21 protein-coding genes are annotated in these 24,146 nt (G+C 46.6%); 1 reads left to right on the top strand and 20 read right to left on the bottom strand.

What is annotated here, in order from left to right; all coding sequences use genetic code 11:
• Window positions 1-16: 16 nt before the first annotated feature.
• The 16 genes from AOA56_RS09485 to AOA56_RS09410 all read right to left on the bottom strand — a co-directional run bounded on the left by AOA56_RS09485 (window position 17) and on the right by AOA56_RS09410 (window position 18,233).
• The gene (locus AOA56_RS09485) at window positions 17-790 is read right to left on the bottom strand and encodes a glycosyltransferase family 32 protein (protein WP_053769511.1); all 774 of its coding nucleotides are present in this window, start codon (window positions 788-790) and stop codon (window positions 17-19) included.
• Window positions 787-2,097 (bottom strand): glycosyltransferase, encoded by a 1,311-nt coding sequence (locus AOA56_RS09480; protein ID WP_053769510.1) that lies wholly within the window; start codon window positions 2,095-2,097, stop codon window positions 787-789. Before AOA56_RS09480 ends, AOA56_RS09485 begins: the two co-directional genes overlap by 4 nt.
• Window positions 2,094-3,368 (bottom strand): beta 1-4 rhamnosyltransferase Cps2T, encoded by a 1,275-nt coding sequence (gene cps2T, locus AOA56_RS09475; RefSeq protein WP_051411925.1) that lies wholly within the window; start codon window positions 3,366-3,368, stop codon window positions 2,094-2,096. The genes AOA56_RS09480 and cps2T overlap by 4 nt, the downstream gene beginning before the upstream one ends.
• Entirely contained in the window at window positions 3,368-4,819 is a 1,452-nt protein-coding gene (locus tag AOA56_RS09470) for a sugar transferase (protein ID WP_053769509.1), read from the bottom strand. The genes cps2T and AOA56_RS09470 overlap by 1 nt, the downstream gene beginning before the upstream one ends.
• Before the next feature lie 18 nt (window positions 4,820-4,837).
• Window positions 4,838-5,569 (bottom strand): tyrosine-protein phosphatase, encoded by a 732-nt coding sequence (locus tag AOA56_RS09465; protein ID WP_024733506.1) that lies wholly within the window; start codon window positions 5,567-5,569, stop codon window positions 4,838-4,840.
• On the bottom strand, window positions 5,562-7,067 hold the full coding sequence (locus tag AOA56_RS09460) for a tyrosine-protein kinase domain-containing protein (protein ID WP_053769508.1): 1,506 nt from the start codon (window positions 7,065-7,067) through the stop codon (window positions 5,562-5,564). Before AOA56_RS09460 ends, AOA56_RS09465 begins: the two co-directional genes overlap by 8 nt.
• Before the next feature lie 2 nt (window positions 7,068-7,069).
• The gene (locus tag AOA56_RS09455; RefSeq protein ID WP_024733508.1) at window positions 7,070-8,482 is read right to left on the bottom strand and encodes a polysaccharide biosynthesis tyrosine autokinase; all 1,413 of its coding nucleotides are present in this window, start codon (window positions 8,480-8,482) and stop codon (window positions 7,070-7,072) included.
• Between the two features lie 15 nt (window positions 8,483-8,497).
• Window positions 8,498-9,316, bottom strand: coding sequence for a bacterial Ig-like domain-containing protein (locus tag AOA56_RS09450; RefSeq protein ID WP_024733509.1), 819 nt, complete (start codon window positions 9,314-9,316; stop codon window positions 8,498-8,500).
• Between the two features lie 27 nt (window positions 9,317-9,343).
• Complete coding sequence (locus AOA56_RS09445) at window positions 9,344-11,104, bottom strand: ABC transporter ATP-binding protein (protein WP_053769537.1); 1,761 nt, start codon at window positions 11,102-11,104, stop codon at window positions 9,344-9,346.
• 7 nt (window positions 11,105-11,111) lie between these two features.
• Window positions 11,112-11,900 carry a hypothetical protein gene (locus tag AOA56_RS09440; RefSeq protein WP_024733511.1) on the bottom strand — a complete coding sequence of 263 codons (789 nt, stop codon included), beginning with the start codon at window positions 11,898-11,900 and terminating at the stop codon, window positions 11,112-11,114.
• A gap of 11 nt (window positions 11,901-11,911) precedes the next feature.
• On the bottom strand, window positions 11,912-12,268 hold the full coding sequence (locus AOA56_RS09435; RefSeq protein WP_024733512.1) for a hypothetical protein: 357 nt from the start codon (window positions 12,266-12,268) through the stop codon (window positions 11,912-11,914).
• Entirely contained in the window at window positions 12,265-13,341 is a 1,077-nt protein-coding gene (locus AOA56_RS09430) for a radical SAM protein (RefSeq protein ID WP_053769507.1), read from the bottom strand. Before AOA56_RS09430 ends, AOA56_RS09435 begins: the two co-directional genes overlap by 4 nt.
• Window positions 13,331-13,663, bottom strand: a complete 333-nt coding sequence (locus AOA56_RS09425) for a PqqD family protein (protein ID WP_048620919.1) — start codon at window positions 13,661-13,663, stop codon at window positions 13,331-13,333. Before AOA56_RS09425 ends, AOA56_RS09430 begins: the two co-directional genes overlap by 11 nt.
• Window positions 13,664-13,755: 92 nt before the next feature.
• On the bottom strand, window positions 13,756-14,190 hold the full coding sequence (locus AOA56_RS09420) for a hypothetical protein (RefSeq protein WP_048620920.1): 435 nt from the start codon (window positions 14,188-14,190) through the stop codon (window positions 13,756-13,758).
• A gap of 344 nt (window positions 14,191-14,534) precedes the next feature.
• Window positions 14,535-15,374 (bottom strand): tyrosine-type recombinase/integrase, encoded by an 840-nt coding sequence (locus AOA56_RS09415; RefSeq protein ID WP_024733516.1) that lies wholly within the window; start codon window positions 15,372-15,374, stop codon window positions 14,535-14,537.
• A gap of 138 nt (window positions 15,375-15,512) precedes the next feature.
• On the bottom strand, window positions 15,513-18,233 hold the full coding sequence (locus AOA56_RS09410) for a translation factor GTPase family protein (RefSeq protein ID WP_053769506.1): 2,721 nt from the start codon (window positions 18,231-18,233) through the stop codon (window positions 15,513-15,515).
• Between the two features lie 207 nt (window positions 18,234-18,440).
• Here AOA56_RS09410 and AOA56_RS09405 point away from each other — a divergent pair, with 207 nt between their 5' ends.
• Window positions 18,441-19,823, top strand: a complete 1,383-nt coding sequence (locus AOA56_RS09405) for an MATE family efflux transporter (RefSeq protein WP_024733517.1) — start codon at window positions 18,441-18,443, stop codon at window positions 19,821-19,823.
• Window positions 19,824-19,929: 106 nt separating this feature from the next.
• Here the strand turns inward: AOA56_RS09405 and AOA56_RS09400 are convergent, their stop codons facing one another.
• From AOA56_RS09400 to coaBC, 4 genes are all read right to left on the bottom strand, one after another.
• Window positions 19,930-21,270 (bottom strand): MATE family efflux transporter, encoded by a 1,341-nt coding sequence (locus tag AOA56_RS09400; RefSeq protein WP_053769536.1) that lies wholly within the window; start codon window positions 21,268-21,270, stop codon window positions 19,930-19,932.
• Between the two features lie 86 nt (window positions 21,271-21,356).
• Window positions 21,357-22,124, bottom strand: coding sequence for a type III pantothenate kinase (locus tag AOA56_RS09395; protein WP_048620924.1), 768 nt, complete (start codon window positions 22,122-22,124; stop codon window positions 21,357-21,359).
• A gap of 3 nt (window positions 22,125-22,127) precedes the next feature.
• A complete protein-coding gene (locus AOA56_RS09390; RefSeq protein ID WP_024733520.1) occupies window positions 22,128-22,799 on the bottom strand; it encodes an ECF transporter S component in 672 nt (223 codons plus the stop codon).
• A gap of 73 nt (window positions 22,800-22,872) precedes the next feature.
• The gene (coaBC, locus tag AOA56_RS09385) at window positions 22,873-24,075 is read right to left on the bottom strand and encodes a bifunctional phosphopantothenoylcysteine decarboxylase/phosphopantothenate--cysteine ligase CoaBC (protein WP_053769535.1); all 1,203 of its coding nucleotides are present in this window, start codon (window positions 24,073-24,075) and stop codon (window positions 22,873-22,875) included.
• Between the last annotated feature and the right edge of the window lie 71 nt (window positions 24,076-24,146).

The raw sequence follows: 24,146 nt of genomic DNA, 5'->3' as shown, positions 1-24,146 counted from the left end.
CTTTTAATCTTATGGTTTATTTTATTTTGTCGCGCAGTTTTGCCTCGAATAGCTTTGTACGTTCTTCCCCAATCACATTTTCTAAAAAATTTCTTGCATTTCTTAGAAACGGGCGGAAGATATTTCTCCATATTAAACTATTCCCACGTTTTCTTTCTCTTTCAGTAAGCCAACTAGCATCAAAATGATGAATAGTGACACTATCTTTGGAAATAAGAAACTCATTTTCATTCTTTTTTTTGGGACAAAAAACACTTCTGTCATAAATATGGATTCCCGAGACTATTTGCTTACTGTTTCGTGGAGTGAGGCCTTTTTCGACTAATAGTTTATTTAATATCTTTACATTTGTTGTAGTATCTGCCACTCCATTTTTATTAATAAAATCGTGAGAATTATAATATCTTAGCAATTTCAAAAAAAGAGGATTATTTTTTTGTGTTCCAATTATCCCTGTCCCGACCATCGTTCGATTTTCAAAACCCAGAAAAGTGTTATGATCTAAAAATGGTGAGAAATCTTTTAAAACTTCTACGTCCGTATCTAAATAAATTCCACCATATTTATTTAATGCATAAATCCTTACATAATCAGAAACAAAGGCATACTTTCCCTGATCATATGCCTGTTTTACATATCTTACACTTTGCACATCAAAACTTTCTTCATTCCAGAACACAAACCGATATTCCGGTAGTTTCACTTGCCAGTTTTCTATATATATCTGCTCATTTTTAGGAATGGGGTTTGGTCCAAACCAACAGTAGTGTATTATTTTGGGAATACTCATTTCAAATTCTCCTTATATATTTTTGTAACATCTTGCAATAGAAGTTTCATGGATAATATTCGCATATTTTCATATATCAAAATTTGTCTATCCATTATAATATCTTTAAGACTTGTTTTGAGATCCGAATATATAAATTCTGAATCTAATAAATCTTTGGCCCCTACATTTTCACTGACAAGAACCGGCACTCCATAACTCAATGCTTCTAAAACAGTAAACCCAAAAGTCTCATAACATCGGCTTGGTACGACCAGTAAATCTGTATCACCAAATATTTCCTCAAGCTGGCCATATAGATACCCCTCCTGTCTCACCGTAATATAGGGACGAGTAACCGAAGTTGAAGAGTAAATATGTAATTCAAAATTTTTAACATCATCTGCCCATAATTCATCCAATGTCTTAATCAAATATGGGAACCCCTTAAATGGTTTTGCAGGGCCAAGATAGGTTAGTCTAAGAGTTTCATGGTCAAACTTTTTTTTCTTCCGATGATCTTTAATATCCCTATGAGTAATCGAAATCACCGCACTATCTTTCGGAGTCATATATCTACGATATATCTGTTCTGCTACCGTACTGTTAAAATGAATAAAGCTTATCTTTTCGAGCATAGAAATATAATATTCCCGCAGTTTCCGATACTCTGCGGCATTTCCATCGGTAACTCTACATCCCCGATCTGACGATTCTTCAAAAAATTCCTTCCGGTGTTTTTGACGTATCTTTATTAGTAAATGGGTGTTTTTCAATCGACGATATAGAGGAGATTGCATGAGTGTAATCTTTTTCAAACTAAGTGCAGTTTGATTACATCGCACACAGTCCGCACAGTTGTGATCCTCGTCACAGGTCATCCCTCCATGAAATAACGTGACCTTGGGACAAAGACCATAGTAGTCATGGCTGGTAAACACAGTACGAATCCCCATCTCTTCTGTTACCTCTAAAAACTCTCTATGTAACCCCATCCACGTATGAATATGAATGGTATCAGGCCGAAAATCTTCTAAAAACCGAGCGTAAACCTTCAAATCAACCGCAGCCGTATACGCAGAACAGTTTAAAATACCCTCATCTAAAGCTATCGGCAACGGATTTACCAATTCGTAACTTCCAATTTCTTTCCAATTTTCTCTCTTTCGAATACGCACTCTTTTATCTATTAATCCTATCCGCCCGGGCCATAATAGCGCGACTTCATATCCCTGTTCTTTTTGTGTCAGCATAAGATCAACACAATATTTTGTCAGGCCACCTGTCCGCCATGGTGGAAAGCCTAATGCATAATGTAAAATTCTCATTTTATTCTTTCCTTTTGTGTTAGAAATATCTCTTCATACTGATCCACGATATCTTGCCAGCTATAATTTTGTGCTATGCGTTCTTTTGCCTTGCGGCCAAACTCTTCAATCTTTTCAAATGTCATTTCATCTGCATTTTCAATTAATCCGGACAAATTTCCATTTTCTTTGGTCCAATAAAGAGCATTACCCTCTGCAACCTCACGATTAAATCCAACATCCAACAATAAATTCAGCTTCGTACTACCAAGTGCTTCTAAAAGGCTTGGATTCGTTCCCCCAACCTCATGCCCATGGAAATACCCGTATGCGTTTTCTCTGATTTTCATTAGTAATTCCTGGTTATATACTGTTCCGACAAACTTGATTCGCTTATCGTTCTTAAAATGAAGTTTCTGTTCCAATTCATCTAAAAACTTTTTATTCACATTGGTGACAATAGCAAAATTTTTTTTACTGTGGCTGTGCATAAATTCCCGAATCATTATTTCGTAGTTGTTTTCCGGTACGAATCGTCCAACTACCAAATAGTATTCGAATGGTTTCACTCCCTTTTCAGAACACCAGTCTTTGAAAACGGGGTCGGCATCTGACAGCTTACTTTTTCTGGTTTCCGCGCCATAAGCGATAAATATTGTCCTCGGATCCCTTCCTTTTATTCCTTTTCCGTCGTAACATATATGGATATATTTCTCAATGGTTTTGCTGTCACAGATGACTAAATCCGACCACTTTACCATCATGCTTTCTGATACCTTCCAGTATTTTCGTACAAACGCCGGCCACTTCGCTCTTTTCCACTCATGTCCATCTGGATTTAAGTATATCTTTCCACCCAGTTTATGAATTTCCCGATAAAAATGTTCTGCAAAAGGTCCAATGCGACACGCCATAATATAGACGATCGGATTTTGAATATGATCTCGTCTGATGATCTTACAACACTCCTTTAATGCAGCTACATCGTAATATATCGCTTGAGCCGGTCCCAGCTTTTCCGGGATTTTTATTCTGAAGCAACGGGCATTATGGTATTTAAATTCTTGACTGTTAATTATCTGTGCATTCTCTGTTTTATGAGGATTCATGCAACCATCGCCATTTGCTTTACATGCTACATGATATTGGATCCTTTCATTGTTCTGATGATATTCAGTCAATTTATTAATGAAAGTCTCGTAACCGCCATATGCACCTAATGACTTTGCCCCGACCAGAAAGATATGCTGTATTCTATTTTCCTGCATGGATTCCTTTTCTCTTTTCCCCATCACATCGACCCTTCTTTTTTCACCACCGCCAGCACTGTCTTGAAAAGGATCCTGAAATCCATCCCCACGCTCCATTCCGTGATGTAGTTCGTATCCAGCCGGACGACTTCCTCGAAGTCCGTGATCTCGCTTCTTCCGCTTACCTGCCACATTCCGGTGATTCCGGGTTTGATGGCAAGTCTTGCCCGGTGGTGCAGTTCGTATTTTTCCCATTCATCCAGCGTCGGCGGTCGTGTCCCCACAAGCGACATATCCCCTTTCAGCACGTTGAAAAACTGTGGGAACTCGTCAATCGACGTCACCCGGATGAAATTTCCGATTCCGGTCTTTTTCCTGCCGTCGGGCAGAATTTTGTTTCCAATGATTCTTGTATCAAAATCCACTTTAAACATCATGCCGTCTTTGACACGGTTTTCTTTCATCAGTTCCTGTTTTCGTTCCTCAGCATCAAGATACATACTTCGGAATTTATACATCTTAAATCTTTTTCCGTTTTTTCCTACCCTGATCTGGGAGAAGAAAACGGGTCCCGGTGACTGAATGTAGATCATCGGCGCAATGATCAGAAACAGAATTCCTGTCAGAACACACCCGGTCAATCCTCCCAGGATATCCAGACACCGTTTTAGAAATGCCTGCTTATCTGTCGTATAATTGATGCTGGTTGTAAGTACCAGATATTCTCCTACTTTCTCGACCAACGGCCGTTTTCCCACCTTATTTTCTGCCTGGGAAATGTGGAAATGTACTGTGACTCCAGTTTCCACCAGCTTGTCCACCAGACTTTGGGGCAGCGTTTCGTCATCCCCCGGAATCAGAAGCACTTCATCGATCCAGGCACGGCACACGTACTCCGGCGCAGTATCTACGTTTGCCACCACGGGAATCCCACCCACCTCCTGACCTACGATATTACGGTCTGCAATGACCAGTCCCGCCAGGTTATACATTTCGTAATTGTGGTTCCGGATACTCAGTACGACGTCGAGAGAAGCCCGGTCTGTTGTCACAATCAGGAGCGACCGGTCGCCGCCCTCTTTCATTTTCTTTCGTAGTCGTCTCTTCCAAAGCAGTCGCACCGCATACGTCAGGAACAGATAGATGCTTCCTGTCAGATAAAGTACGATACGGGAGAAATTGCCGCTTTCCTGTATGGTGAATAAATAGAGAACCGCCAACAGCGTCACCAGTACAACGTGTTTCAGCGTCTTGGCAAATTCCATATAATATCCTCTTTTCAGGACACTTTTGAATGTTTCAAAGAAAAAAAGTACAACAATATCCGCCATTTCCAGAAAGATCGCCATATTCAGATACAGTTGTGTTTCGTATGGATTTCCAGACTTATGCCTCAGCAGATAGGCAATGATAAATGCTGCCTGCATACAGATCAGGTCCAGCAGGACAAAATCGCTGTGTTTTAACCATCCCTTAGAATGTTTCTTGTACATGATCTCTATCCTTTCTTGTTACAGCCGGATCACAGCTTTTCCCCTCAGTATCCTTCCTGGATTTTCTCTTAACAACAGCTCCGGACATTCGCTACCATAGTGTCTTCCCAGAAAATCCCGCAGAGCCGCCAGCTCCATTGTACGGTAATCCGCCCGATGAGCGTCGGAGGCCGCCAGATGAGCGAGTCTTCTCTGCAAAAGATATTCTGCGGTAATCATAGCCGCTTCCCCAAACCTGCCGAAGATGCTCCCTTTGTCGATCTGGAGGGTGCATCCCATATCCGCCCACTCTTTCGTGTGAGCTGGTGTCTTTTGTACGCAGCGGTAACGCTCCGGATGTGCCAGAACAGGATAGTATTCTTCTTCCAGCAGGTGATCCAGCATCCGGTATACCTGCCAAGCCGGGGCGTCTGGCAAAACTTCTACAAGCACATATCTGGTCTGGTTGATTGTCAGCAGATCACCCCGCTTCAATTTCCGGATCAGCTCGGGTCCGTCCATGATTTCCATCCCCTCCACCAGCTCCAATGGAGTCCGATACTTTCTGAGTAATTCTTTTAGTTTCTCAAGACGTTTTCGGTATTCTCTTACCAGACCTGACGTCTCTCTTCCTGGAAGATTCGCGTGACAGGTGGCTGCGGCAACACTGATTCCAGACTCTGCCGCAGTCTGTGCCATTTCCGACGCCTCCTCCCAGGATCTTGCGCCGTCGTCCAGACCGGGAAGCAGATGAGTGTGCAGATCAATCATGTGCTCCCCTCTTTTTTCGGTCTTCGTAACTGTAAGAGCCGTAGCCATAATAACCGTAGCCGTACCTTCCATATCCATAATATCCGTAGCCGCCACGGTGAACCGGAATACCGTTAAACGCATAACCAAGGAGCGGCGCTTTTGCGTCTTCGAGTCCCTGGATACAATCCAGTATCCGGCGTTTCTGCACCATGTCATAACGAATGATATACAAAATGCCGTCCGCACGCTCCGCTAAAATACTGGCGTCCTCAAACATTTCCGCAGGAGGGGCGTCCAGAATAATCAAATCCCATCTCTCTTTCATCTCCTGCAACACTGCCTCAAAACGACTGTGATTGAGGATCTGCTGGACCTTTTTGATCGGGCGGCTGCCCCCCAGGAAGTCAATCCCGGTTTCTTCCTCGTTTCGTACCGCTTCTTCTAATGTACATTTTCCAGTCACCACGGAGGCCAGCCCTCTTCCGATTTCCCCTGTCAAATGTTTCCGGTCTTCCTGTTTTCTGAGATCTGCGTCCACAAAGAGAACTTTCACCCCATGGGAAGCCGCCGCTGCCGCCAGATTATAGGCCAGCGTGGATTTCCCTTCTTCCGGCATGGTACTGGTAATCAGAAGAAGCTTTCCGCCCCGTTCCTCCAGTTCCCTGGAAATCCGGATCTGCAGACTTTGAATATTTTCCTTAAATGCCTGGGGCGTGCGATCGTCTTTCATCCTTATCCATCTCTGATCTTTCTGCTTCCGAAGCTTCCTTGGCGCCTCTGGAATATTGGCGATACAGGTCAGGCTCATAGCGCTTTTTAATTCCTCCGGCTTCTGCACCGTTTTCTTAAAAAAAGCATACAGACAGATCAGAAGAATTCCTGCTCCCGCACCGTAGAGTCCGCCCTTTTTGATCTGTGCCCGGTAGCTCGGTTTGTTGTACGGCTCATCCGGCATTGTAGGCTCGTCGATGATGTTGAATCTCGTATCTCCGATGACAAACCTGGCAATATCCGGGTACACCTTGATGGCAGACTCCAGAATGGCTTTGGCATCTTCCGGACTCTGACTTATCACGCTCATGGTAATCATGTTGGACTCGGAGATAGCCTGGGCGGAAATGCTGCCGTTGACCGCCTCGACTCCCAGATCTTCCTTGATAGCATCCGTCAGAAGGCTGCTGCTCAGAATGTAAGGAAAGGTCCTGGCAAGCTGCCCCGCCGTTGTCGTGTCATAATAAAAGTTGTACGTACCGTTACCGGAATCCGCCGTGGACGCTCCACCCGTCAGCACGGTGAAAGTGGCGGACGATTGGTACATCGGCATATAAAAGATCCGGGACGCTTTCAGATAAAATGCACCTGCTCCGATGGCCATAAGCAGAATCACGAGCCACCAGAATTTCAGAAACCCCTGGATGATGTTCCAAAACAAGGTCCCCAAATCGATAACGTCATCCCCATCGAGTTTCCGGTATGAGCCCGAGTCCACCTTTTGATATCCATTTTTCTCTGCCATCCTTACACCTCCCCGCTGTCATCGTTTCTGCTGTAGCCGTAATAAGAGTGCTCCCGAAACGAATTCCACAAATTTTCTCTGAAAAAAGCGTTTAGAATAAAGCCTGTGAAATCAACGCCCGTCTGACGGATGGTGTCGGAAGCATCGTTTGTTGCCCGTACATCAGTCCAGTCCTGACGTACAATCAGTACCGCATTGTCAGCCATTTTCAGCATCAGCTCCGCATCGCTGGAGACGGACATGGGCGGTGTGTCCAAAATCACGTAATCCATTTTTTTCCGGCCTGCGTCAATGAGCGCACCCATCTCTGGTGAATCCAGATACTTTGCCGCATTGTGAATACCCTTTTTCTGAAACACGGTGTAAATCCGTTCTTTCTTCTCGTAGAAGAGCACGTCCTTGACACCCGCCTTTTTCTCCAGGTAATCGGAAAGATATTTCCGGTTTTCCTGCTGTTTTTCAAACACCTTATAAAGAGCAGGTTTCTTCAGATCCACGTCGATCAGAAGCACTTTTCTGCCTTTCTCCGCCAAAGCAAGCGCCAGATTTGCTGCCACTGAAGATTTCCCCTCGTTCTCGGACACGCTCGTGACAATCAGAACTTTCTGCTCTCTACGTTGCATATGATGATCCAGACGTGTCGCCGTTTTGCGGACCGCCTCACAAAAAGACATGCTGACCAGTGCGGACGAAATGAGAATGGATTTGTTCAGCTTTTTCAGTACTCCCCGGACCGTCTTATTCTTCCGCTCGTAAGGAATCACCTCCAGAATCCGGCCGTCCAGGCTGCGCTTGCCGCCTTCTCTTGTCTTGACTGTAAACCGCAGAACGGATAACAGAACAATGGCTCCGGCAACTGCTGCCGCTCCAAACAGTCCGGCGATCTTCTGTATCCGGGAAATATTCATCGTATTGGACGGTGCGTAAGGAACCGCCGGCTCCTGCACAATTCGAAGGGTTGCATTGGAAAACAGATAATCCGATACCTCCCCGTAATTCTCAATGGCCGACTGGATCACCATGTATGCCTGTCGTGGATTTTCACTCGTCACCTGCAAGGTAATGAGGTTCGTTTCCTCGATGACGCTTGCCCGGATGGATTCGTCAATCGACTTCTCTCCAAGATCCTTGGCAATCTTTTTTTTCAGAACATTGCTGTCAAAGACTTCGCTGAATACACCCGCCATCTGGTTTGTCAGGGAGAGAGAGGAGTAGGCGCTGCTGCTACCTTTTGCGTTGACCGCCATGGTCGCCTGGGCCGTATATTCCGGTACATACCGGAAACTCATCATGCCCGTCACCGCAAGCCACGCTGCCGCTGCCGCCAGAAGAATCACCCATAGATTCTTCAGCAGGTCTCTTATGATACAAAAGACGCTGATCTCATCAAACTTGAATTCTCTTGCTTCATTCATCTGGTGTCTCTCCTTCTATCCCCTAACGATGACGGTCAGCCAGGTCTCCCCTCTGCCTGCGTCTCCTTCTGTCTGATAATGCACCTCATAAGTGCCTCCCTCCGCGGTGTTGACTCCGGAGGCAATGGAAACCGTGTCCGTATCCAGACGATTTCCGTCAATATCTTCGATATAATCAATGTAATCTTCCGGGTGGAATTCGTCTCCTTTCTTTATGTAGGCAATTCCCTGTATCAGATGGATTTCCGTACTGATCCGAGACGCCTCCACAATGTGAACCGGAAGTGTTGCTTCCACGGTATCTCCCAAGCTGTTTGTCACCTGTACATGGACTTCATAATCTCCGGCGGTCCGGTAATTGATACTGCTGTCCAGAAGTTTTACAAGACTTGAAATATCCCCGTCAATCTGGTCGCCCGCCCGAATATAATCCATAGCGTTATCCTCCCTGCTCTCCGCAAATACAAGTGGGCTTGAGAGGGAAAATTCCGGCGACTGATAGTCGGTAAATTTTACCCTTCTCGTCAATGTGGCCGCCTGATTAGAAGAATCAAAGACCACATAGGACAGATTACACACTCCAGGTTCGATGAACTGGGAAAAATTGCCCACCATGATCTGATCTGTCAGATCACCGTCCTTTTCATCCTGGGCCTTCAGCCCCTCCAGCAGGTCGCTTTCTTCGTAGGATGTGGAAATCTCAAGCTCCCCGGTCTCGTTTGTTATCACTGGTTTCGTAGGATCTTCCCCGGCACGTTCCCGGATTTTTGCGGCTCCGCAGAGTCCAAGGCTTGCCATAAATAGGATCACAACCAGTATTCGTATATATCTCATCTTGCTTTCTCCTGTCTTGTGGATTTGTCAGAATGTGTCGAGGAATTCGCGGATTCCTTCTTCGTCTACCTGAATCATGGCCCGGTTCTCAATCTTATACACCCGGCTGCACATGGAAAATACGCTTGGCCGGTGAGCCGCCACCAGAATGGTTCTATTTGGTTCTTTTTTGATAATATTTCTCAGTACCCGCCGTTCCGTCGCCACATCGAGAGCACTTGTGGCTTCATCCAATATCATCACCGGTGCGTCCGCAAGCAACGCTCTCGCAATCGAAAGTCTCTGCTTTTGTCCCTCAGAAAATCTGCTCCCTCTCTCCCGGACCTGGGTATTCATACCGTCCTCCAACTTTTCAACAAATTCCCAGGCACAGGCCGTTTCCAGAGCTTGCCGGATCTCCTTGTCATCCGCCCCCGGCTTGACCATTCTTAAATTATCCGCAATCGTTCCGGTAAAAAGAGTGTTATTCTGCGGAATATAGCTGAACAGGCAACGTGTGGCGGAGGAGGCTTCTATAGAAGGCCACCCTGGATTTCCAAGAAGAATCCGGCCTTTCTGTGGATGATACAGTCCCAGAAGAAGATTGAGTGTCGTCGTCTTTCCCTGACCGGATGGCCCGATCAGAGCCACAATCTCTCCCGGGTTGGCGGAGAATTCTACATTTTGGTAAATCCATTGATTCCCTTCGTACGCAAAATCTACATGCTCCATTTTGAGAGTAATTCCTTCTTCCCGGCTTCGTCGCTTGGTCTCGTCCGCCTCTTCTTTTTGTTCCATAGAATCTCTTGGAAGACTTGTCACCTCCATGATGCGCTCTGCACTGATTCCCGCCCGGATCACCGTCGGCATGAGACTGATAATCCCGCTGAATGACCCACGCAAAGAGCCTGCCATGGAAACGAACATTGTCATGGTACCGTAGCTGATGTCTCCTTTCCAGAGCCGGTACGCCGCAAATCCGTAACATGCATACCCTACCGCCTGTCCTACCAGAGATGTGATAATCGTCGTCCACTGCTGGAAATGATTCTGCGTCAGCGCCACGGCCACCGTTTCTTTCTGGATGCTGTGGAATTTTTCCATAACCCGGTCTACCAAACCAAAAGCTTTAATAAACTGAAGATTCTGAAAGGTTTCCTGGTCAAACACCGTCCGGTTGCTGGCAACTTCCTGATTATCTTTTTGGAAATCCCGCATCTTCCTCATAGAATACCGGGATGTCAAAAAGGAAACCGGCGCTCCCATCAGCGCAATCGCAGCCATAACCGGATCATGTCTCACCACAATAACAAATGCCCCCCCAAAGCTAATGAGTGTCGTCACCACATTCGGGAGAAAGGTGAGGATCGTATTCGCCACCACACTCGCATCCCCGTTAACCCGGTATAAAAGATCACCAGACCGGTATTTCGCCAGGGATTCCCAATTCGTCTGAAGGATCTGCTGATAGATGTCGCTCCGGATCTCGTTTGTGACCTTCAGCCGGACTCTCAGTGATAAACTTGTTTTCACAGCATTGATAAAAATCTGTGATACGCCGACGCCCACATAGACAACCGCAACCTGTATAATCTCAGCAGAATTCACTCCGGTCACTGCATCTACCAGATCCCGGCTGACAACGGATGTTCCCAAGGACAGTACCGACCCGGACGCTCCCAGAAGGATATACACGCCGATCAACAGCCAGTACTTCCGCACATAGGCATACATCCAGAGCAGTTCCGTAATCAGGCGCTTTAACTTCCCCTCCCTGACCTTTTGAAGGACTCGTCTAATCTCACTCATGGTATCTTCAGAATCTCTCCCCGCCAAAAACGGTTTTCTCCGCCAGCTCCACTGCCGCCTCGTCCGGCCGGCAGGACAGCTCGTAAACCGGAAGCGCACACAACAAATGATTCAACGTCTCCAAGCACAGCTCCATTCCATTTTCCAGCCAGCGAGGGTAGAAGATACTGCCGGAAACCGCGGAGACCTTTTCAAAACCTTCCAGTTTCCGAATCCGGTTCTTGGGAGCCTGCTTTAAAATGATGAGAGCATCCACCGGAACACTGGCATTTTCACAGTAAGGAGAGGAACCATGCCATGGCGTGCCCCATCCAAGGAAGTTCCCTTCTGTCTCCTGCACAAACACAATATCGCCGTTGATAATAACAGCGTCACGATATGTATGCCACAGCTCTGCCTGGGTAGTCTTCCCGATCCCGGAAGGACCAAGAAACATCAGGCCATGTCCATCAAAGTCGATAAGAGAGCTGTGGAATTGGATCATATGTCGCTGGACAGCGTGGATTCGAAATATTTGAAGTAATAACAGTTCAAATTCTTGATAATTTTGGGGCAGACACTGTACTGTCTTCCATTCCTTATCAACAATGGCTATTTCTTTTTCATAGGTAATTATGTACTGGCCTTTAGGCTGTATTTTATATTTCCTGAATAAACTTCCCGAATCTTCCTCATCAAACTCCTTAATTAGAAAATCTATATTCTGCTCACTTTCTGATATAAATTTCTCATCCAATGAATGGATTCTAAATTGTGAAACAAATGTTATTTCAATAATCTTATACTTTACTTCCATATTGTTTGCCGCTAGCGAGCCATTGTTATACATCCATTACTGTATGCTTCACCATGCATCAAATCATTGCAAAAATCACTGACAGCAACCTCGCCAACTCGATTGATCCACGTTGAAAATACGGCATTCAAATTTTGGTTGCTCTCGTAATATTCGATTATGTCTTGCTCATTACTTATTCCTTGAAATCCCGAAAACGGGTTTCCAGGTTTATCTAAGTACCAACTAATGCCCGTAAATCCTGAGTTTTCACCCCCAACGTTATAGCTGAGATAATATCCGCTTGTTGTATCAGCACCCGATGGTATATTTACTGCATAAGTATTTACACCCGATGCTTCCACTGGTACATATACTGTCTGTGTCATATCCTCCATTCTCCTTTCCCTTCATCAAGCCATCTTTTTACTCTGTCGCAAAACTCTTCCGTCACCTTATGCGGACTTCCACATTCCGCATTCAACATCCCGGCACATTTGAAACATCCTTTCTGTGCCTTGCAGGTCTTACATTCTTCCGGCCAGTCCAATTCTTCTTCGTACCGGATCAGCTTTTCCCACGCCTCCCGAAATGCCTGCTCTCTTATCTTGATATGCGGTTCATTCATAAAGCTGCAAAACCGTATTTCTCCGTTCCATGTAATCCAGTAGCCTATCCGGTAATCTTTACAATAGGTACATGGTTTTCGTTCAATCTCAACAGGCCTGTTCTTCAGCAAATATTGAATCTCTTTCTTTTTTTGTTCGTCCAGCCTTTCTTGAATACGGACATCCCCTGCTTCATTGTCAGCACCTCGAACTGAGGATTTGACTCCTGCCGTCATTGTCCATGGAAGCTGATTGCAATAGGCATAGAACGCCATCCGTTTCACGTCTTCCTCATTCTGCCGAATAATGGTACTGACAAGCTGGATCGGAATCCTCATCTCTTTTAGCCTCTGAATCCCCCTATCTACCTTCGTAAACCCGCCGGGAATCCGGCAGACCTGCTCGTAAACATCATTGTTGGTGCCGTAGAGGGTGATCTTGACTTGCCGGGGAGGAAAGGCTTCCAACAATTTTTCAAACTTTCCGTCGATCATGGACGCATTTGTTTGAAGAGTAATAAAAAATCCCATCTGCGACAATTCTCTCCAGATCGTCCTGAATTCCGGATGCATCAGCGGCTCCCCGCCGGTAATGCAAAGCCATGTCGTCCCGGCCTCTTTGGCTCCTTTTGCTATACGGATCCATTCCCTGGCCGTCAATTCTTTCCCATATTTCGGGATTTCCGACGGTTCCAGATGAACATAGCACATCCGACAGCGAAAATTACACCTGGGAGTCAATTCAAAGGTTCCGGAAATCGGAATAGCATCCACAAAGGCTTTTTCCCAGACTGCCTTGTAGAAAGGATCCAGCCATTCCATTCTGCTGCAGGCCGATTCAAACTCATACCCCATCTTTCCCAGTTCCTTTCGGCATTTTTACAAAAACCTGCCCCCGAATTTTTCCATCATCTAAAATGTTGTTGTCGGCAAGCGTCTTCAAAAATTTCTCAATATCAACCGCCGCCTGTTCTCCGGTCACCCCGGTGTAATGTTCCAGAATCTTCTTTACAAGATCTTCTTTTTGAAATTCATGGTCTTTCATGTAATCCCAAAGGTATGCGCCCGAAGAAGAGATGTATACAATGGATGTCACTTCCTGCACTCTCTTTCCCGTAGGCACCACTACAAACTGCCCCGCCACTTCCCGCAGAATCAACCCGTCCTTCAGTTTCATAGGCATCCACTCCTTTTCCCGGATTTTCAATCCGCTATCTTTGTTTGTATCATAGTTTCTGGCGCATCCGCATATATAAGATAAAGGACGATTCAGTCATAACATTGTGGATTCAAATTCTTATATAAAGAAATCATCCTCAGCATTTCCGCAAAGTCCTGATCATCCTGAATCTGCATCCAGGGTGTAGATCCCAGAAATGCAAAGGGAATCTGATCCGCCAGCCGCATAAAGATGCTCCCTACGTCCTCCTCGTAGTCGAAAAGCTCAACCCGAAACATCGTGCGCTGTCTGTCCCAGATAATTAAATTCCCCTTCATACTTCCGGTAATCTCCTGAATCTCCGGCGCTGTCATCTCTCCGGTCTTTTCGTCGTACGCTTCCGGATAGGCAAGCACCATAGTGTCATAAGGAATCGTGCGGCACGTCAGTTTCTCATCCAGGTCTCTTTCCCAGATCAGAAATTCTTTCATTCCAAAAGTTACTTTTTCTGGTCTGCAAACCAGACATTTTATCATTTCCTTCACTTGCCATCCCACCTGCTTTTTTATGCGTCCGCTATACCACAGAATGGTTATTCTGTGGTAACAAACCCAAAACAACAAGAAAACAAGGGCTTTTCCCTTGTTTTGTCCTTCTGAATCTGACGATTCACCCTTCTTTCTTTAAAAAAAGCGTACAGGTAAAAAGGCCCGCTTTCTTAAAATTTAAACGGGCTTCTTTGTATGCAAAAAAACTATTGACTTCTTACGTTTATAATATTAAAATGAAACATGCTAGATAAGGATGTCTCATTATGTATTTTTTTACCACGGAATAACCATTCTGTGGTATCTATTTTCTACCGCAAAATAACCATTCTGTGGTATTTTCAGATTATTAAGTGCATCTTTTTCAGGATTCGTTCATGTTTTCTAGCCCCCTCCGCTACATAAATCCGTGTCGTTTCAATCGAAGAGTGTCCGAGAATATCTGCCAGAAGCGCCAGATTTTTCTCCACCGCATAAAAGCACCGGGCGAACAGATGCCGTAGATTGTGAGGAAAGACTTTTTTTCGATCCACGTCCGCCTCCTGGCAGATCTCCTTCATCTCGTGACAGATGTTGCTCCTGTCCAATGGTTTTCCGCTTCTGGTCTGAAATACCGGCCCCTGATGGATAGACTGTGTTTTTACATACTGATTCAGCTTTTTCCGCAGTTTTTGGGGGAGCAAAATGGTACGGTCTTTCCCCTTTAAATGAATCTGTACTTTTCTGTTTTTCAATGCCTCCACTGTAATAAATTTCAATTCGCTTACCCGGATTCCAGTCCCTCCAATAGTAAGAATCACATAGTACAGACGATGATTCGACCTACGTTTTGCCGCCTGTAAAAGACGACGATATTCCTGTTCTGACAGTTCTTTTTCCTCATCCGCAAATGCCTGCCGCTGAATTTTCAGAAGTTTTACGGTACAGGCTGAAAGCCCGGAAAATTCGAGGTACGCATTGACTGCTGACAGCTTGGTATTGACGGTCTTAGGCTGATATATTTCCATCAGTTTTTCCCGGTATTCAAGTATCTTCTGTTTGGAAATCTTCATACCATCTAAAAATACGGTAAGCCTCTGTAATTCCCGCATATACTTTTGGACAGTTGCCGGACTCTTCTCTTCGTGAATCAAAAAAGTCTGAAACTGTCTCAGCGATCTCCCTGTCACGCTTTTTTCCATAAATCGGTTCCTCCCTTACTGTGGTTTTTCTTTAGTATTAGCAAAGTTTCTCTCATTTACTCTTACTGCACAGTTTACCGTAAACTAAAAAGACTGAACCATTTTCTTAATTGGTTCAGTCCTTTTTCTCTTTTTTGACTATTTTTTGAAACCCTGGAACTGTTTGCGTCCTTTTCGAATTTCTTCCATGAAATCAGTCATCTCCTCGGAAAGCTGGTCAAAAAGGTACGTTTTCCCTTTTCGCTCGTACTGTCCCAGATAATTTTCCCGGATATCGATGTTCGCCTGCTCAATGTCCTCTTTCAGCCCTTTTGCTGACAATCTCCTTGCCCCCGCACCCATGATAATAATCTGTTCCAGACCATCCGAGGTTGCAACCGTCACCTGATGCGTCCTGCCGATCTTATGTACTGTCTTTTCGATATACTGATCCGCAGTCTCCGCCTCTTTCGTGTAGACGACATAAATATTGTGGTATTTCTGTACTTCACCCATCTGCCCCTCTACTTTGTATGCGTCAAAAACAAGGATTAGCGTCTGCTTTTTATACCCTTGGTAATTGCTGAGTATATCCATCAGTTTGTCCCTGGCCGCCTGAATATTCACCTTTGAGAGCTCTTTTAGTTCCTCCCACGCAAAGATAATATTGTACCCATCCACCAGGAGATATTCTTCTGACTCCTCCTTTTTTCTGGCTGAAACTGTTTTCGGTGCCAAAGCAGCCGTCCTCTGCTTCTGGTACCCGTATTTCCGCTCCTGCCCGGACCCATAAGTCCGCTTAAAAATTTCTTCCAGCTCTTTTTCATCTCCCCACCCATAACTGGAAGTCAGCGTATAAGATCTTGGTGTTGTTTCCGTTTTTACTTCCGGCTTTTCTTCTTTCAGAACACGTTCCACATGCATGTGTTTTTCGACCTCGTCCCATTCCACATAGAACCCTGTACCGTGGGAGCAAAATATCGATCCGGCCGGATTGTCCGAATCGTTCTTGGCACAGTATCCTGTGGCCTCTACAATCTCCTCGCTATTGTGACATGGTTCATACCCCCGCAGTGTACAGGACATCCGACCCTGGCCTTTTGTATATGCTACCACTTCCATCTGGTAGTCCTGAACCTCGGATACAGGAACACTCCCCCTCAGGATTGTCTGGTCCATGCTCTGTTCCGGCGGTGCAAATGTACCGCCCATCTTCTGGATATCAGTCATTGCACGACCCACATTTTCCTGAGGCACTTCCAGGACAAAATCGTACACCGGTTCCAGAAGAATACTTTCTGCTTTCATCAGTCCCTGACGCACCGCCCGGTACGTTGCCTGCCGGAAGTCACCACCCTCCGTGTGCTTTATATGTGCCCTCCCGGCCGCCAATATCACTTTCAAATCTGTGATCTCCGATCCGGTCAAAACGCCCGGATGTTTCCGTTCCGCCAGATGGGTCATAATCAGGCGCTGCCAGTTTTTATCCAACATGTCATCGCTGCATTGATTCTCCAGTACCAGCCCGCTTCCCCGCTCCCCCGGCTCCAGAATCAGATGGACCTCCGCATAATGGCGCAGTGGCTCGAAATGGCCGATGCCTTCCACTCTCTTTGTGATTGTTTCCTTATATACAATACTTCCGGAACTGAATTCCGTGCGGACACCGAACCGCTCTGAAATCATGTTCTGCAAAATCTCAATCTGTACTTCTCCCATGACCTGGACGTGAATTTCTTCCGTTTGTTCATTCCATACAATATGAAGCTCCGGCACTTCCTCCTCAATCTCTCTCAGTTTCAAAAGCATGAGGTGGAGGTCCTCTCCATCCGGAAAGAGTACCTGATAAGAAAGCACCGGCTCCAGTATTGGCACCTGAGCATCCGGTTCGACACCAATTCCCTCACCGGACCATGTAGAATCAAGACCTGCAATGGCACAGATACTTCCTGCCCCAGTTTCCTCCACACTCTGAAACGCAGATCCGGAATAAATCCGGATCTGATGAACTTTCTCCTCCCAAGTCTTATCAGGATAATCCTTTTGCTGCCCGGAAAGAACATCTTTGACACGTAACGTCCCTCCCGTGATTTTCATATAGGACAGCCGGATTCCTGTCTGATCTCTTGCGATCTTATAGACCTTCGCCCCGAATTTCTCCGGATACCGCGGTATCGCCATGTATGTATCAAGAACCCCGAGAAATTCTTCGACGCCCTGCATTTTCAGTGCGGACCCAAAACAGCATGGAAACAGTTTTCTCTCACGAACAAGAATCCGTACCGTCTCCTCCTCAATCTCTCCGGTCTCCAGATAACTCTCCAGAAGCGAGTCCTCGCATACCGCGATGTTTTCCAAAAAGAGGTCCTTGTCCTGATCACTTCCAAAGTCCACGCACCGTTCATCCAGCTCTTCTTTCAGTCCCCGAAGAATCTTCGCCCGGTCCGTCCCCGGCTGATCCATTTTGTTTACAAAAAGAAAGACCGGAATCCGGTACCGGTCCAGCAATGTCCAAAGTGTGCGCACCTGACCCTGTACGCCGTCCGGTCCGCTGATCACAAGCACCGCATAGTCCAGCACCTGGAGCGTCCGCTCCATTTCCGCCGAGAAATCCGCATGACCCGGTGTATCCAAAAGAGTCACCTGCTTCTCTCCGATATTCGTCTGCGCCTGCTTGGAAAAAATCGTGATTCCTCTGCTCTTTTCCAGCTCATAGGTATCCAGAAACGCATCTTTGTGATCCACCCTCCCCATGGTGCGGATGCGTCCGCTTTGAAATAAAATACTTTCAGCCAACGTCGTTTTCCCCGAATCTACGTGGGCGACCAGACCAAGACAAATCTGATTGGAAAGTCTTGTATTTTCAGACGTATCTTCCACGAGAATACCCCTTTCTATTCTATCGTTGCATAAACATAATGATATCACAGAAAGGAGTCGAAGTCGATACTTCCCGATCATCTTCCAAGGGATTTTTTTCTCCCCTTCCCGCCGATTTTGTGCTATACTAAAAGTATTGTGCACAATTACGAATTCGGTGATCTGCCGCTTTTTTGTGGCTTCCGACAGAATAGGAGGGATTTTCAGATGCACGATGATAAGAAAATAGAATTGTTTGAGAGGGCGTCCATTCCGTCGGCCGTTGCAAAGCTTTCCATCCCGATGATTTTAAGTTCTCTCGTCATGGTTCTCTACAACATGGCGGACACCTATTTTGTGGGAATGCTGAATCAGCCGGTGGAAAACGCAGCAGTCTCTCTTGCTGCCCCGGTTCTGCTTGCTTTCAACGCCGTCAATAATCTTTTCGGCGTCGGTACGTCCAGCATGATGAGCCGCGCTCTTGGCCGGAAAGACTACGAGGTTGTATCGTTAAGCTCTGCTTTTGGATTTTACTGTTCGCTCATCTGCGGTGTACTCTTCGGAATATTGTGCTGTTTGCTGCAGAATCCGCTCCTGTCCCTGATCGGTGCGGACGCCACAACCAGGAGCGCCACGCAGGGCTATCTCTTCTGGACCGTTTTCCTTGGAGCTGCACCGGCTATCTTAAATGTCGTGATGGCGTACCTTGTCCGCTCGGAAGGAGCTGCTCTGCACGCCAGCATTGGAACGATGAGCGGCTGTTTCCTGAATATGATTCTGGATCCGATTTTCATTATGCCGTGGGGACTTGGTATGGGGGCTGCGGGCGCCGGATGCGCTACTTTTTTATCCAACTGTGTTGCCTGTCTGTATTTCTTCGTCCTCCTATATGTGAAACGTGGAAATACGTTTGTCTGTATCAATCCGCGGAAATTCCGGATCAAAAAGGAGATTGTCATGGAAGTATGCGGCGTTGGCATACCAGCCTCCATCCAGAATTTGCTCAACGTAACCGGGATGACAATTCTCAACAATTTCACCTCCGCGTACGGCGCCGACGCAGTAGCTGCTATGGGAATCTCCTACAAAATCTACATGGTGCCAATGCAGGTGTCCATGGGATTCTCTCAGGGGATCATGCCGTTAGTCAGCTACAATTTTGCCTCCGGGGATCGAAAACGCATGAAAGCGTCGATTCTCTTTGCTATTAAGCTGGTTGTCCCGGCCCTGGCTGTCGTCACCTTGCTTTACTATATCGGTTCAGGTGAACTGATCAGCCTGTTTATGAAAAATGAATCCATCATCGCTTACGGAAGCAGATTTCTACGGGGCTTCAGTCTTGGACTGGCTTTCCTCAGTCTGGACTTTCTGACAGTCGGTGTGTTCCAGTCCCTTGGATTCGGAAAATATGCTCTGCTTTTCGCAGTGATGCGCAAACTCGTGCTGGAAATCCCGGCGCTGCTGATTTTAAACGCCATCTTCCCACTTTACGGACTCGCTTATGCACAGTTTACAGCCGAGTTGATTCTTGGCGTCTGCGCGATTCTGATGCTTCGGTACATCTTCCGAAAATATGGGAACAATATCAAGACCACTACAGATCCTTTCTAAGATCTCATAATAAAAGCTCCTCTTCGAGAGACTGGCAAAAAGCCATCATCCCGAAAGGAGCTTTTTTATACTTCCTATGTATCTGTTTTCGTATCAGCCCTTTCTCTTACTCGCCGCCAAGAATATGCATCTCCATTCTGCACTGTTTCCGCACAAAATAAAAGCAGACTGCTTGCATGATGATCGTAAGAATCCAGGACGCCGGATAGGAAATAAACAGAAAATACAGGGATCTGTGGTGCGGAAATAACAGATAAACCCATACGATTCTCGTTCCTACCGTTCCAATCACGGAAAGGATCATCGGTACTCCGGAGTGCCCCATTCCCCGCATAGCTCCAGGGAAAAGATCCATAATCCCGCAAAGAAAATACGGCACCGTGGTGATGGAAAGCACTTCCAAGCCGCACCGGATCACGTCAGCCTCCGAGGTATAAATCTTCAAAAGCTGCCCTCCAAAAGCATAGGCTCCGATTCCCATAGCCGCCGAGACGCTGACCGTCAGGATAATACAGTTCACAAGCACCCGATCCATCCGCTTTGGCTTACCGACACTGTAGTTCTGGCTCGTAAAGCTCATGCACGCCTGAGTAACCGCATTGACTGCAGAGTACAAGAATCCGATAATATTATTGGCTGCCGTATAGCCCGCCATAGCCGTCGATCCAAAAGAATTGACCGAGGACTGCAGCAGCGCATTGGAAAAGTTGATAACCGTACTCTGGATGCCCGCCGGAACTCCCACCTGAAAGATCATTTTTAAATGCTCCGATTTGATGGTCAGTCTGGAGAAGCGGAGCTGATAGCTTCCCTCTGTCCGGTACAGACATCGAAGCACCAGAATACAGGACACCATCTGAGATGCCACTGTTCCTACCGCCACTCCTGCCACATTCAGGGGGATCACAATGACAAGAAGCAGATCCAGTATGACATTGGCAAGTCCTGCCGCAATCAGATAAAACAGTGGGCGCTTCGTATCTCCCACCGCCCGTAAAATTGCCGCCCCGTAATTATACAGCATGAAAAATGGCATCCCCATGAAGTAAATCCGCATATAGAGGACGGACAGATCGATCACGTCGTCCGGCGTTCCCATCAGCGTCAATGCAAACCGGGAGGCGCCGATGCCTACCACAGCCATGATAAGACCACTGATCAGCGCCAGAAAGATCGCCGTATGGACGGCCTCTGACATCTCCTTGTCTCTTCCGGCCGCATAGTAGCGGGCCGCAAGCACGTTGGCTCCAAGGGAAATGCCGATAAACAGATTCGTAAAAATATTGATGAGGGCCGTCGTAGAACCCACTGCCGCCAGAGACTGGCTTCCACTGAACCTCCCCACAACAATAATATCCACAGCATTGAACATCAACTGCAAAATACTTGTCAACATCAGTGGGAAGGAAAATGAAATCAGCTTGTCCATGATCGTCCCGTTACACATATCAATTTCGTACTTGTTCTTTTTCAATGATCTGCATCCCCCTCTTTGGTACTCTCCTTTATACTCCGCCGGATTTTGGTGGAACCTTATTTTTTATTCTTATAATATAAAATCGAAAGTCCTTTTAACAACAAATCGTCGTCCAGAATCACATCTCGCCTGCAATGCGGAACGATTTTCTTTGCAAGACCTCCGGTGGCGATGACCGTCGCCTTGCCCCCAAGCTCCTCCTTCATCCGGTCGATAATACCGTCAATGGCCGCTGCGCTGCTGTAAATCACACCGCTTTTCATACATTCTATCGTATTCTTTCCAATCAGATGCTCCGGCGCCTCCAGACTGATACCGGAGAGCTGCGCCGCCCTTGCGGTCAGAGAATCCAGGGAGACCCCTACACCCGGATAGATCATGCCGCCCTGATAGCGGCGGTCCTTATCGATGACACTGACTGTCGTCGCCGTACCGAGGTCAAAGATCAGCATCGGCGCCTCGTACTCCTTGATTCCTGCCACTGCGTTCACCACCAGATCGCCGCCTAAAGAAGCCGGATTATCCATGCGGATATTCAGTCCGGTCTTGATACCCGCCCCAACGATCAGAATCTCCTTTTTCAGGATCTTTTCTGCCGCAAGCTGGAAAATCTTTGTAATCTGGGGCACAACAGACGATATGATCCCGCCCTGGAGAGCTGCCGGATCAACCTGGTAGATATCAAGGACATTTTTTATGTCAATGGCGTACTCCAGTTCCGTCTTCGTGCGGACTGTGGAGAGCCGCTCGATAAAACTGCATTTGTCTCCCTCCATGCATCCGATCACAATATTGGTATTTCCTATATCAATCGCTAAAATCATACTTTAAACTCCCAGTCTGTCTCTGATATTTTTCCTCATCAAAATCTTTCCGATACAAAGTGTAAATACTGCCGCCACTATGGCTTCCGGAATTCCGTTCGTCCCGATGACGGAGAGAATAAATGCGTACACCGCATTGACTGCGACCCCGTTTGCCTGCGCATAGGCGTCACGGAAAAACACGAAGATCAGATTCATCACAAGCAGGGTATTGACAAGGGCTCCCGACATCCCAGCCAGAATCAATCCTGCTGACGAAACTTTTTCATTTTTGGATAAGGACCGGACGCCCTTATACACATAGTGTGGCACAACACCGACCAGTATCCGCGGAATGAAGCAGATCACAAGGCTTCCGATTCCTCCGCTGAACTCTCCCAGGCTGTAAAACGGGGTGAATACAAAGGACGTCACGGTCGGATTCATCGTGTTATTTATAAAGCTGGTCGCTCCAAAGACAAGTCCAAGTACCGCTCCCTTTTTCGGTCCCATCAGAAGAGATCCGATGATGACCGGGATGTGGATGATGGTTGCCCTTGTAAATCCAAGCGGAATATATCCGAGAAAAGGGGTAAATGCCAAAAGCACAATGATTGCTCCGAATAATGCCACCTGGGTCATGCTCCTTACGCTGAGTGCGCTGTTTCTACTATTGCTTTTTCCTGTCTGATACATAATGATTGCCTCCTTGTTATCATTCTCTTACGAGATACAATACGTTACGGCACAGAAATCATGTTCTGTTTCCCTATTTTCGTTTCTCTTGTTCCTTTAAAATCTGGCTGATGATATGTGCGGCTGTCTCCTCCTTTGTCATCTTTCCGAGTGAAATCTCCGCATCGTCCGTAATCATCGTGACGACATTGGTGTCGCCGCCGAATCCGGCGCCCTCTACTTTCAGATTGTTTGCCACGATCATATCCAGATGTTTCTTCTTCAGCTTTTTGCGGGAGTTTTCCATCATCTGCTCTGTCTCCATGGAAAATCCGCAGAGGTACTGCCCCTCTTTTTTGTGGTCGCCAAGGTATTGCAGGATATCATCAGTACGCTCCATCTCGATAGCAAGCTCTCCGTCCTGTTTCTTTACCTTCTCATCACTTTGGTACTTCGGGCGGTAGTCCGCCACAGCAGCGGCTTTGATAATGATGTCCTGATCACCGGCATATTCTGTCACAGCATCAAACATCTGCTTTGCCGTACGAACCGGAATCATCCGGACGAACTTTGGCTTCTCTGTCTGGGTCGGTCCTGTGACTAAAGTCACGTCGGCTCCCCGCCTCATGCAGACTGTAGCCAGCGCATAGCCCATCTTACCCGTGGAATAGTTCGTAAGAAACCGCACCGGATCAATGGCCTCCTGAGTCGGCCCTGCCGTGACCAGTACTCGCTTCCCGGCAAGATCCTTTTCATACTGGATCTCTTTTAAAATATACTCCAGAAGAAGCTTTGGCTCCGGCATCTTGCCCTGGCCCGTATCCCCGCACGCCAGATATCCGGTGACAGGATCTACCACCTCGTAGCCGAAGTGGCGAAGCTTGTCCAGATTGTCCTGAACGATCGGATTGACAAACATATTCGTGTTCATGGCCGGGACGACGATTTTCTTGCATCGGCAGGCCATCACCGTCGTCGTGAGCATATCGTCTGCAATGCCATTTGCGACCTTTCCGATCACATTAGCACTGGCCGGTGCGATCATCACCACGTCCGCAAGCTTAGCAAGGGACACGTGCTCCACACTGTACTGAAAATTCCGGTCAAATGTATCAATCAGACACTTATTGCCGGTGAGAGTCTCAAACGTAATAGGATGAATGAAATTCTCCGCATTCTCAGTCATCAGTACATGGACGTCCGCCTCCAGCTTTTTCAGAGTGCTCGCAAGCGACGCGATCTTGTAGGCCGCGATACTACCTGTCACAGCAAGAACCACTGTCTTTCCTTTCAGCATCATCTTTCCCCTTTCTTTCAAAATTGTTCCTGTATTATTATAGTTTCTTACGCCAAAAAAAGCAAACCGTT

Source organism: Sellimonas intestinalis (assembly GCF_001280875.1).
GTDB classification, from domain to species: domain Bacteria; phylum Bacillota; class Clostridia; order Lachnospirales; family Lachnospiraceae; genus Sellimonas; species Sellimonas intestinalis.
This window is presented reverse-complemented; position numbering and strand designations above follow the sequence as displayed.